This window comes from Spiroplasma tabanidicola, from assembly GCF_009730595.1.
GTDB lineage: Bacteria > Bacillota_I > Bacilli_A > Mycoplasmatales > Mycoplasmataceae > Spiroplasma_A > Spiroplasma_A tabanidicola.
In genome coordinates this window covers 517,333-530,798 of sequence record NZ_CP046276.1, presented here as the reverse complement: position 1 = coordinate 530,798, position 13,466 = coordinate 517,333, and the positions used below count along the sequence as shown (strand labels likewise).

10 protein-coding genes are annotated in these 13,466 nt (G+C 19.7%); 3 read left to right on the top strand and 7 right to left on the bottom strand.

The genetic code is table 4. The features are described 5' to 3' along the window. Window positions 1-94: 94 nt before the first annotated feature. The 3 genes from STABA_RS02470 (at window position 95) to STABA_RS02460 (ending at window position 1,524) form a co-directional block, all read left to right on the top strand. Window positions 95-799 (top strand): hypothetical protein, encoded by a 705-nt coding sequence (locus tag STABA_RS02470; RefSeq protein WP_156006190.1) that lies wholly within the window; start codon window positions 95-97, stop codon window positions 797-799. Between the two features lie 62 nt (window positions 800-861). Beyond that, window positions 862-1,092, top strand: a complete 231-nt coding sequence (locus STABA_RS02465) for a hypothetical protein (protein WP_156006188.1) — start codon at window positions 862-864, stop codon at window positions 1,090-1,092. Between the two features lie 69 nt (window positions 1,093-1,161). Next, on the top strand, window positions 1,162-1,524 hold the full coding sequence (locus STABA_RS02460) for a lipoprotein (RefSeq protein ID WP_156006186.1): 363 nt from the start codon (window positions 1,162-1,164) through the stop codon (window positions 1,522-1,524). Window positions 1,525-1,557: 33 nt separating this feature from the next. Here STABA_RS02460 and STABA_RS02455 read toward each other — a convergent pair whose 3' ends face one another. The 7 genes from STABA_RS02455 to STABA_RS02425 form a co-directional block, all read right to left on the bottom strand. Next, window positions 1,558-2,274, bottom strand: coding sequence for a hypothetical protein (locus tag STABA_RS02455; RefSeq protein ID WP_156006184.1), 717 nt, complete (start codon window positions 2,272-2,274; stop codon window positions 1,558-1,560). 1,331 nt (window positions 2,275-3,605) lie between these two features. Next, window positions 3,606-3,803 carry a hypothetical protein gene (locus STABA_RS02450; RefSeq protein WP_156006182.1) on the bottom strand — a complete coding sequence of 66 codons (198 nt, stop codon included), beginning with the start codon at window positions 3,801-3,803 and terminating at the stop codon, window positions 3,606-3,608. A gap of 188 nt (window positions 3,804-3,991) precedes the next feature. Then, complete coding sequence (locus STABA_RS02445) at window positions 3,992-5,656, bottom strand: hypothetical protein (protein WP_156006180.1); 1,665 nt, start codon at window positions 5,654-5,656, stop codon at window positions 3,992-3,994. 14 nt (window positions 5,657-5,670) lie between these two features. After that, window positions 5,671-7,377 (bottom strand): hypothetical protein, encoded by a 1,707-nt coding sequence (locus tag STABA_RS02440; protein ID WP_156006178.1) that lies wholly within the window; start codon window positions 7,375-7,377, stop codon window positions 5,671-5,673. 257 nt (window positions 7,378-7,634) lie between these two features. Further along, a complete protein-coding gene (locus STABA_RS02435) occupies window positions 7,635-9,305 on the bottom strand; it encodes a hypothetical protein (protein ID WP_156006176.1) in 1,671 nt (556 codons plus the stop codon). A gap of 16 nt (window positions 9,306-9,321) precedes the next feature. Then, a complete protein-coding gene (locus STABA_RS02430; protein WP_156006174.1) occupies window positions 9,322-11,025 on the bottom strand; it encodes a hypothetical protein in 1,704 nt (567 codons plus the stop codon). A 694-nt stretch (window positions 11,026-11,719) separates the two neighbouring features. Further along, window positions 11,720-13,297: a hypothetical protein gene (locus tag STABA_RS02425; RefSeq protein WP_156006172.1), complete on the bottom strand. Its 1,578-nt coding sequence runs from the start codon at window positions 13,295-13,297 to the stop codon at window positions 11,720-11,722. Window positions 13,298-13,466: the final 169 nt, after the last annotated feature.

Sequence of the window (13,466 nt, the reverse complement as noted above, 5' to 3'; positions counted from 1 at the left end):
AGTCCCTCATTTATAAAATTATTATATAATATTAAAGTCAATTATAAATACTAATTAATTGGATTCCAACTTGTTAAAAGATTGGAGTAAAAATTTGAAAAAAACTGATGAATTATCAAATCAAGAATCAATAGTTGAAAATAAACCAAATAAATTGACAATTAGAGATGAAGATATTGATTACGAAATCAGCAAACTATCCAAAACAAACAGACATGCAAAAATTAAAAGCGAAACGCTTAACATAACCCTTGTCAGTTTGTTACTAAGTATGTCTACAGCTGTTAGTTTAATAAATGTTGTTATTCCATTAGGAATAACAGGAGTAAATGTTGGATTTACTCTAAAATACTTTGTTATTGCTATAAGCTTTCAAGTAGTCGGTTTATACTGGGGTATGATTATTGGTTTGTTGGATGGACTATTACAATTTATATTATATGGAATGAGCCCTTTATTTAGATTTACATCTAGTTTAGGACTTGCATTATGAGTATTTTTATTTTGACTGCTTTTTTATAAAGTATTTAATATTTATGATAAAGAAAGCAAAAGATGAAGAGTTTTTTATTCTTTTGTTAGTGGAACTATTATAATGATTGTGCAACCATTTGCTGGTGCTTCAATGACTTATTTTAGATCACTAATTGAAGTTGGAGATGAATCATTTGGTTTTGCTTCCTTTATGAATTCATGAATTGGTCTTATGATTTTTGACTTATTCGCTATTATATTATTTGTATTATTAACATACAGAATCCAATTAATTGTATCCAAAATAAGACGACAAGAAAAATAGCAATAGCTATTTTTTTTATATTTAATATACTTTGTTATAATTTTAATAAATGAGGTTTTAAAATGAATGTTATTTTAGCAGCTGTTGGTTTTAGTTTATATTTTATATTTACAATTTCAATGTGAGTTGTTGCTTTTATATTAGCAAAACAAGGAAAGAAAAAAGCAGCAATTTTAGTAGGAATATTTTTAGGTTCAATTTTAGGACTTATTTTTGCAGCAGCTGGAGATGACTTTTATTTAATAAAAATTAGAAGAAATAAACAAATTGCAGAAAATAATTTAAATAAATAATTAATATTATTTATTATAATTTGATAAAAAATGCTATGATATTACCAAAATTGAAAGGAAAAATAAAATATGAAAAAATTATTAATTATTCTAGGAGGTTTTAGTTTTATTTGTTCAACTTCTATTGAAGCGATTGCATGTAAACCAACTGTGGAATTTCATAAAAAGGATTTGAAATATATGGATAGTAAATATTCAACTATTACTCCAGACTCTAATGATATTGAAGCAGTTAAAAAAGCTGCATTCACAAGTATGTATGATAAATATTTTAAAAAGTTTGAAGAAACAACAGATATTGTGTTTAGCGACTTTGTAGAAGCTACTAGTGAAAAAAATGGATCAATTGTAGCAACTGCTGCAGATACAAGTGAAATTGTTACCGGAACTGTAACATTTGTAGTAAAATATAAAGCTCCAAGTAGCAAATAAAAAAATACTTCTAGTTTTATTAGAAGTATTTTTTTATTTGCTTTTAGTCATTCCATAAATATTGTTAACACTAATTACTAATGTATTTTTAGCATTACTTGCAGATAAAATAAATTTTGTTATTTTAGATTGATTATCTACTATCTTTTTCATAAATACATGAACAATTGCGTAATCTTTTTTATCTTCAACACCAAATATATCAAATTGATCTTTATTTTCTATTGGTGTTAAATAAATATCTTCTATTAAATTATAATTAGTTATTTTTAAGTCAGCAATTGAATTATCTATAGTATTTTCTATACTATCTTTTTCAACAAAAATGTTATCAATATATTGAAGTTTTTTTAAAATTTGAAAACTAAAACTATAATAATAAGTATCATCAAAAATAAACTTGCCATTAGACTTATAGCTTTTATAATAGCTTATTAAAATTTTAAATTCTTTATTAGATACTGTATCAATTTTAATTTTGGCTAATATATCATCTTGTTTTATATCTTCCTTGTTATCAAAATGCAAATAATCTAAACTACTTGTGATTTCTTTTATTTTATTAATTATTTCTTCTATATTATTGAATCTTAATTTTTTTTCAAATATTTCTTGTTTTAACAAATTATTAACAAATTCTACTTTTTGCTTTGAAATATCTTCTTTATTATCTGTTTTACATCCCAAAATATACGCTTGTTGTATAACAAGTGATGATGATAAACATAATGTAGTTAAAAATTTTTTCATATTACCTCCATACTATGATAATTTTATTCATTATAGAAAAAATTTATTCTAAAGTTTTTCTAATTACTTTTAGTTTTATTATACATTAAAAAACATTGTTAAGTTTTTAAAATAACTTTCTGAAATTTTTGAATCAATTAACAAATTATTTTCTATATTTCATGTATTTAAATTATTTAATTTTTTCACAAAATTGTTTTTATATTTACTTTATCTGTAAAACTATAATGCTATTATTTTTTTTATTAAAATTATATTTTAATATTTTTTCTTAATTATAATCAAAAAAAATATTTTATCTTTAAAAGAACATATAAAGAAATTTTTTTTCTCAAACATTTACTAAAAGTAATATCTATTATTTTCAATTGATTCAATATATTTTATCGCATTTATTTCAAAAGAATAACTTATGTCATCTATAAGTTTATTCTAACTATCATCTCATCATTAAGCATTTAATATAATTTTGATTAAAGCTAGAACTGTTAAAAGTTTTAAAAATCAGTTTATTTATATTTTTATTTATATTTAAAACTGTATTTTTTCAATAAACTTATATAATTGCTAAAAACATTATTAAAAATACTTATTTTTTTTTAACTATTTTTGTCATTTTTTCATTCCTAATTTATATGAGCTTAATATAATATAACAATCTTCATAAATTAGAATATTGTTATCGGATTCTTTATATGCATAACCACTTATAATATCTGTATTATAATTATAATTTCAAGTTATTAATTTAGTTGTGATATTTACCTCTAAATCTTTAATTGATTGATATTTAAAAATGAGTTCATTTTTTTAGTTCATAAAACATATAATTCTGATACATTGGTATTAATATCATTATCTGCACCATAAATGTTTTTTACACTTATAATTTATGCATTTTTTAAATTACTTTAACTTAACTCAAAATTACTGATATCTATTTTATTATTTATTATCTTTTTAATTTTTTATATAACAATTAGCAGTTTTACCATAGTCTTCAAGTCTGTAACTTTTAATTTGATCTGATTTTCAAAAAGGATAAGTTTGATATCTTCTATTTATTTAGAATTAAAATAGCATTAGGTTTTTCAAATCGAACTAGTATGTATCAAGAATAATTGATTAATTTAAAAAGAAAAACTTATAATAGAAAATGGAGTTTTTTTATAATGATATAGTTTTTTACTTTCATATGTATTATAGTAATAAATTTATGTTTCAAAAGTTTTATAAATTTTTTGTTTTATTTCAACTTTTAATAATAAATCATCATTTTTAATATTATCATTTTTTTCAAAAAGAACATAATCTAGATCACTTGATGCATTTTAAAAACTTTTTATTGATTCATCTTCATTTAATGATCTTATATTTTTATTTATCAAAATTTCTTTTATCAATTTTTCAACTTTTAAAATATCACATGCCAATTTATAGTTTTGTCCTAAACCTTTACATGATACAACAGAAATTGGTGATAAAATTGTAATATCAAATAAATTCAATATATATAACAATTTCTTCATAAACACATTCTAAATTTAACAATAAAATTATAAAATATAAATAATGTAAAAAATAATATTTATAAAATAAAACGTTTTATTTTTTTTAAAAAAAGGAAAAAGGAACCTTATAATATAATTTAATAAAAAATTACTGTCTATATTACATTTATTTAAATACAAATCAAATAATCAAATTTTATTAATTATTAAGTTAAATTAATTTTGATAGTTAATTTATATTGATTATAACCAAAAATTAAATATGTATTTAATTTTTCTTCTGGATCAGTAGAATAACTTATTTTTATATCACAATATTCTTTATTATATTGATTTATATCAAATGTATATTTTAAGTCTATATCAGTAGAATCAAAAAGTTCTTTTATTATTGAGTTAAATTTTCTAAATTCTTCTGTTTTTATTTTTAAATAAAAGTTGTCAGCTTTTGTAAAAACATTAACTATCGAATTATTAATTTCATATTTTAAACTACTATCTTCATCTGACTGTATTTTAATGGTTTGATCATTTATTTTTATATCATTATCACTATATTTCTCTATTGTAAAAGTAAAATTATAAACTAAATTTTTAGTGACAAAATAATTATTTACTAAACTAAAATCTTTATCAAAACTATATTTACATGATATATAGTCTTCAGATTCATTATAAATTCATCCTTCAACAATCATTTTATCTAAGTTACTATAATCTACACTATCAGATTCAACATTACCATTTTTAAATAATAAGTATTTTTTAGCTAAAGCATTATTAAAATATAATTTTTTATTTTTAATTTTTTTATCAAAAACTATTTCTTTTTCCTTACCAACTTCTAAATTAATATCTTTCATATCATTATTGTTAATAAATGGGGAAATTGGATTGATAATTACTTTTATTTTAGTAGGAGCTGGGATATCATCAGCAATAATATTTAATCAAAAATAAGAATTTTGAAAAAATGTATTATATTTATCATCTTTATACAACATTGTTGTCATAACTTTTCCATTATTTATTACAAAATCTTCAATTAGACTATCTGAATAACTTGTAGAAGATACTTTTAAATTTTTATATTTAGAATAATTTAAAATATTAAATTCTATTCGGTTTCCCCATTTTGTGCTAAGTTCACTATTTTCAAGGTCTGTTTTAATTACAGGATCATAATCTTTTATAACATTTTTGATTTCGACAATAGTAAAAGGTTTAACATTTTTCGCTTTAAAAATAATTATAACAGTTTGATTATTTATATTTGAATTTATATTGGGAATCATAGTTATATTAAAGATACTTTTATTATTAGGATCAAAACCACAATTTTCAACCTGATCTTTACCATCTTTAATTTCATAACTTATTCCATCTAGATCTTGTAAATTTAAAATTTTTATAGATACATTTTTATTATAAAAATCAGTCTCAAATTTATCATTATCAACATTTATTTTATTGACTCATTTAAAAGCTTTATAATTTTCATTATAAAAATTACTATCACTAACGATGAATTCTGATTCAACTTTTTCTATTTTTTGTGCAGTGATAGAAAAATTAATTTTTGAAGTTGTTTCTTCTATTTTGTTGGCTTTTATTAAGTAACCTTCTTGATGAAGATTTCCAATACTATTTATTTTCACATAATTGTTATATTGCATAAAAAGTTGAACTAGTGTACTTGTTACTTCTTCCATTGAATGAAAATAACTATCACTTTTACTAAATTCATTATTAATAATATTTGCAATATCAGTTTCAGAAAGTTTTATTTTATTTCTTGAACATGAAATAACTGTGGTGCTAAAAGCAGCGGTTAAAGAAATACCGAACATTAACTTAATTAATTTTTTCATTTTTCCCCTTCATTTTAACTTTCTTTATATATAATTTGAATTTTAAAACTGTTTAAATTACTTTTGCCAATATTGTAAATTAAATTGGTTTTTTCTGCTTTATTAAATTCTTCAATATTTTGAATACTTATAACATTTATTTTAATATATTCAATATTTTTAGCAGGAAAATCTTTAAATGTGGGATTTAATGAAACTAGATTAGTATCTTCTATATACAAATCATTTAAGTTATTTATTTTTCTATAAAATGTATTTTTTAGATAAAAATTTATTGAGTTTGAGTTTGTAAATACTTTTATTTCTTTACTTAAATCATCAAAATTATATTTTAAATACTTATTTTTAGCTCTTGATTCAAATTTAACATCATTTTTAAAAGAAAATATATCTAGTTTTTTATCTCATTGTGTAACTGAAAAATGTAATCGATAATTTTTAAATTTTTGTGTATATGTTTCACCATCAATTACTTTAGAATAGCTAGAATCAACCAATACATAAGATTCTTTTTTTTCATTTGCTCATCAAGCGCTTAATATAACTTCATCAGTTTTTCTATATTTTACTTGTAAATTATCATTTGTATAATTTCCATTCTCAAATACTACATTTTCATAATCAAAACTTTTATGACTTAATGCAGAAAAAGTAAGTTCATCTATATTTTGATTTACTTTTAAATATGTTTTACTTGTTGTGGATAAATTTATATTTTCATCATTTAAATTTTCAAAAATTTCTATAGGTTTAATTGAAAAACTTAAAACCTTAGTGTTATATAAATCAGATATCAAATAAACTGAGAATTGTTCCTCTCTCAAAAAATTGTTATCCTTATTTTTTATTGCATAACCAGATATAATCCCGCTTTTGTTATCATATTTTATTTCTTTTAAATCAAAATCACATTTTATTTTTAAATCAGAAACTAAAGAATAATTTAAAACTTTAATTTCAAACTTATCACCTCATATTAAATTGACTTTATCAATATTTGTTTGAATATTTCGTTCACTATCAAATATATTTGTTATAGATATTACTTTTTTATTATTTACATTTGTTGCACTTAATTCAAATTTAGTAACATTATTTTTATAATTTATTATTTTTTTAAATTCAACAGCAATATAGACATTATCAAATTCATCATTAGTAATTCATCATTTCTCAAATTGTTCTTCGTTTTCAATTGGTTTAAAAGAAATTGTTTCAATTTTTGAATAATTTTTTATATAAATTCTTGCATATCCACTTTCTCTATCATTTTTTATGTCATTAGATTCTATTTCGATGTCTTCAATTTCTTCCAATTTTCTAAGAAAAGAATATTCAGATGATTGTGAATAATCACTTTTGTATTCATAACCGCCATTAATCTTATAAGACTCAAAAAATTCTATTGTTGTTTCAAATGATTTATCGTTTATTTTATTTATATTTATATTTATAAGAACATCATTTTCTTTTATATTACTATTTTTTTCAAAGTATACATCATCAATATCTTTTATATTGTTTACTATATTATTTATTATGTCTTGTTTATCTTTTAATCTAATATTATTATCAATTATATTATCTTGAATTCTTTTAATAATTTTGAATATTTTACCAAGTTGATCTGGAGTATATGCATAAGTACTACAAGCTAAAATAGTTGTTCCAGTGAACAACATTAGAGAAAATATACTCAATATGTTTAAAATTTTTTTCATTACTTATCCTTTTAATATTTTATTTTATTATAGCATTTATAATATATTCCAAAATACTTATTTTATAAAAAATTTTTATCTCATTTATATAAAAATATTTTTCTTAAAACCAATTAATTATTTACAATAGAAAAAAGATAGAATATTAATCATTAAAAGCATAAAAATATAAGTCATGAAAAAATTATGCGTATAAATTAACTTAAAAGACTTATAATATACGTTAACTTTTATTTAAATTTGAATAAGTTTTTCTTTTAAGATAAATGAACTTTAAAATTTAGATCATACTGGTTATAACCAAATTTTAACTTTGTAGATATTAATTTCTCATCTAAATAACTAAAATAACTTATTTTTATATCACAATACTCTTTATAGTACTGATAAATATCAAATGTATATTCTAATTTTATATCCGTGTCATCATCACTAAATTCTTCAATAATAGAATTGAACTTTCTAAATTCTTCAGTTTTTATTTTTAAATAAAAATTATCAGCTTTTGTATAAACATCAACAATATTATTATTAATTTCATAATTTAAATCATTATCATCGTTTGATTGAATTATAGTATTTTGGTCGTTAATTTTTATATCGTTAATTTTATACTCTTTTAATATAAAAAAGAAATTATAAACTAAATTTTTAGTAACAATAGAGTTGTTTAATAAAATAAATTCTTTATCGAAACTAAGATTGCATCATATATAGTTTTTTGATTTATCAAAAACTCAACCTTCAATTATCATTTTATCTAAACCACTATAATCTACACCATTAGATTCAACATTACCATTTTTAAATAACAAATATTTTTTAGCGTCATCTTCTTTAAAATGTAATTTTTTATTTTTAATTTTTTTATCAAAAAGTATTTCATTTTCCTTGCTTACATTTAAATTAATATTACTCTCATTATTGTTGTTAACAAATGGAGTATCAATAGGATTAGCTATTATTTTTATTTTTGTAGGTGATGGTATATCATCAGCCATAATATTTAATCAAAAATAAGAACTTTGAAAAAATGTATTATATTCATCATTTCTATACAACATTGTTGTCGTAACTTTTCCATTATTTATTACAAAATCTTCAATTAGACTATTTGAATAACTTGTAGGAGCTACTTTTAAATTTTTATATTTAGCATAATCTAAGATATTAAATTCTATTTTATTACCCCATTTTGTAGTAATTTCATTATTTTTAATATCTGTTTCAATTATAGGATCATAAGTTTTTATAACATTTTCAATTTCAATATTAGTATATTCTTTAGCATTTTTTGCCTTAAACAAAAATCTAATAATTCTATTACTTTGATATGATTCTAGATTTGGAATAATAGTTATATTGAAAATGTTTTTATTGATACTATCAAAATCACTTTTTTCCACTCATTCTTTACCATCAACTATTTTATAACTTATTCCATCTAGATCTTCAAAATTTAAAATTTTTATAGATACAGTTTTATTATAAAAATCTGTTTGAAATTTGTCATTATCAACACTTAATTTATCGATTCATTTGAAAGTTTTATAAGTCTGATTATAAAAAAAATCATCATTAACAATAAACTCTGATCCAACTTTTTCTATTTTTTGCGCAGTAATAGAAAAACTAATTTTTGCTGTTGTTTCTTCTATTTTATTTGCTTTTATCAAATAACCTTCTTGGTTAGGATTTCCAACACTGTTTAATTGTATATAATTATTATATTTCATAAAAATATTGCTCAAAACATTATTTACATCTTCCATAGATCGATAATACATATCACTTTTACTATATTCTTCATTTATCATATTTTTAATATCATTTTCAGAAAGTTTTATTTTATGAGAACATGATACAACCGTAGAACTAATAACTGTAGTTAAAGAAATACCAAATATTAATTTAATTAATTTTTTCATGCTTATATACCTTTTTTTAACTTTCTTTATAGATAATTTGCAATTTATAATCGTTTAAATTGCTTTCTCCTTCTTTGTAAAGAATATTAGTTTCTACTGCTTTTTTAAATTCTTCAATATTTTTAATAGTTATGATATTTACTTTACTATACTCTATTTTTTTATTAGGAAAACCCTTATATGTAGAATTTAGCGATACAAGATAATTATTTTCTATATAAAAATCATTTAAGTTGTTTATTTTTCTATAAAAATTATTTTTAATATAAAACCTTATTGAGTTTGAGTTTGTAAATACTTTTATTTCTTTTTTTGAATCATCAAAAGTATAATCTAAATATTTGTTATTAATAACTGATTCAAATTTAATACAATCCTTATTTGAAAAAATGTCTAATTTTTTATCTCATTCTGTAACTATAAAATGTACTCGATAGTCTTTAATTTTTTGTGTATATGTTACTCCATTTATTACTTTGGTATAAATTGAATCAACTAGCACATAAGTATCTTTTTCTTTATTTGCTCAATAACCACTCAATATAATTTCATTAATTTTATTATATTTTACTTGTCAATTACCATTTGTATAATTACCATTTTCAAATACAACATTTTCATTATCAAAACTATTATTTCTTAAAGAAGAAAAAGTTATTTCATCTATATTTTTATTTACTTTTAAATAAGTTTTATTTATTGTTGATAAATTTATATCTTCTTTATTAAAATTTTCAAATATATTAATGGATTTAATCGAAACTTCAATAAGTTTTCTATAATATACATCAGAAATTAAATAAAAATAAAATTCTTCATTTATCAAAAAATTGTTATTACTGTTTTTTATTGCATAACCTGAAATTAATCCAGTATTATTATCATAATTAATTTTTTGTAAATCATAATCTGACTCTATTTTTAAATCTGATATTAATGAATAATTTAAAACTTTTATTTCAAACTTTTCACCTCATACCACATCAACTTTAGAAATATCTGTTTTAATTTCTAAACCACCACTATAGATGCTTGTAGCTTTTATTATAATTTTATTTTTGACATTTGATGCGCTTATTTCAAGTTTAGTAGTTTTTGGTTTATTGTCTGTTACTTCTTTTAAATCAATAGAAATATATGTTTCATTATTTTTATTAAAAATATAAAAAGAAATAAATAGATCTTCATTGTCAATTGGTTTTATATATATAGTTTCTATTTTTGAATAATTTGTTATATGAAGGTTTGCAGCTCCATAAGTAGCACTATTAGTTATTTCATTAGACTCAACTTCAATATTTTCAATTTCATCTAATTTTCTAAGAAAAGAATATTCAGCTGTAGTTGAAAAAATACTTTTATATAGATACTTATCATTGCTTTTATAAGTATCAAAAAATTTTAAAGTAGTTTCGTATGTTTTATCATTTACTTTATCTATATTAACATCGATTAAAATATCTTTTTCTTTTATATTATTATTTATTTCAAAATAAACATCTTCGATATCACCAATATTATCTTTTATATTTTTTATTATTCCTTGTTTATCTTTTGATCTGATATTTTTTTCAATTATATTATCTTGAACTCTTTTTGTTATTTTATATATTTTATTATCTCATGAATTGTCTATTTTAATAGTTTTACATGATAAAATTGATGTTCCTGATAAAAACATTAGTAAAAACAAACTTAATATACTCATTACTTTTTTCATTACTTAATCCTTTAATTATTATTACTATTCTTTTTTATTATAACATTTACAGCCTTGATTTTTTTTTATTTGTAATTTTAAAGTTAAAGTTAAAAAATATTAACTTTTATATAAACTTTAAACAAGTATATAATATTTTCTTCGTACATCATAAATAAATGAATAAATAAAATATATTCAATAAAAAAATAGCATTAAAAGAATTAATAAAACTTTTTATAATTATAATAAAAATTGTACAAAAGTCATAATCTATATATTGATTAAATAAAATATTTTATATAAATACAAAAAATATTTAACATTACTAATAAATAAAATCTAATCCAAGCACTTGAATAACTGAGTTGTTTTTTTAAAAAATATTTGAAATAATTAACATTAAAAATTACACTAAATTGGTATTTTTTTGAATTATTAATTTTATAAAATTTAATTCTAATAAAGAGTAAGAGATACACACTGTAAAATAATAATATAACTATAAAAATACTAATAAAAATATCTTAGTTCAAACTATTTTTAAAAAAACTTTTATTTATAAAGTAATGAAAAAAATTTTTTTAATAAAAAAACTAAAATGATATTAAAACATAATATCCTTTTAGTTTCTTTCATTTATTTTTATTCAAATAAAAATAATTTATAAAATATTAGTTAATAAAATTATTCAGTTATGACAAAATTAATAAAATTAATCAAATCATATTTTAAATAATTTTACTTCTGCAGTAGATTGCGCAGAATAAGAATTAACTCAAGAAGCATAACTTTCTACATACATTAAGCTATTTATATATAAATAATCACCACTTCAATATCATTTTATATTTCACGCACCTTTATCTCAATTAACAGCTCCTTCATACCCATGATAAAACATTTGTTTTTTATTAGGATTTGCATTCAAAGTTTCAAAATAAGAATGTTTACCATTTGATTGAAAATTTCCATTACCATTATTAGATGCTGTTATTTCTACATCAAAATTTATATATCTATGACTGTTCAGAAAAGCTGTTTTTCCTAATTTTGCATGGTATACATAATTATTTGTATATTCTGCATATTGTCTTGAATTATAAGCATAAACTTCTTTTACACCTGAATAATCATTTAAAATCATATACTCTTTTGAAGTATAAGTAACAACCGCATAACCTGTATAAGAAGAGTTTGAATAAGCTTTTATAACAGATGAACGGTAACTTTGTAAAGTTTTATCTATGTATAAACTTTCTTTTTTTAAATTATTATTCTTTGCAAATTCAGATATTATGTATTCATCATTTACATTTAACAAATTACCTAGTTCAGTAGATTTTACATTTGATAAATTAAATTTTAAAGTATAAGTAAGTATAAACTCTCCGAAATAAACATTAGAAAGTTTATCAGCTTTAACTATAACTTTTTTTTCTGAATTTCTTATATCTATAATAATAGAAACAAGATCTATTTTATAGTTATTTTTTAAATAATCTTTTACATACTCTAAAGAAGGGTCTTTTTCAAGAAGACCTAGATCTTTTTGAGAAACTATTTTTGATAAATCTAATAATTCGTTAAAATAAACTTGAACTTTACCTTTAAATACTTTTTCTTCAAGAGAATAAATAGTTGCAGTTTTTTGTGTTATATCTTTAATTCCTAAATATTTTGCATCTAGTTTACTAAATTTTTTATTAACATCAATAAACTTATCTAAAATTTTTACTGGTTCTAAACTTTCTACATAACCTAAATTATTATAATCGATAGTTTCAACAATGTCTCTTGTTTTATATTTTGTAGTTCTATGGAAACTTGCATTTATAACTAATTCACCTTCATAATATGAATTATCATCATTAGCTAAAATTGTAAGTTGATATTTATCACTAGAGTAATCTCCAAAGTTTTTAATATCTATGTCAAAATTATCTAAAGAGAAAAATTTTGAATACTTAGTAAATGATACTAACAAATCTTTTAAATCTTTTTTATATTCCTCATTCTGATTAATAGCACTTCTAATAACTGTTTTTGCTAAATCTAATTCAGTATAATTTTTACTTAGCAAACTGCTTATATCAACTTCTATATCATCTAAAAGCATAGAAGTTAAGCTTATTTTTTCATAAGCAATTTTATTTTTTTTGCTTTCTAAGTTATTCAATTCTAAAATATTAGAATTGTTTTGATATTTTTCTTTATTTGGAAATGCAGTTAAACCTAAGGAAGAACCACTAATCAATAATAAAGAATTTAATTTCAATAATATTTTTTTCATAATAAATCCTTTCTATTATTATATTAATTTATTATTTCTTAAAAAATTTTTTATTATGTAATTAAATTTTTATTTTTAAAAGAATATATAAAAACAACCTTTTTAAAGAAAATATTATTTAAAGTTTTTTAAATAATTTGGTCTCTTTAAGGCTGTCTATTTTAGTATT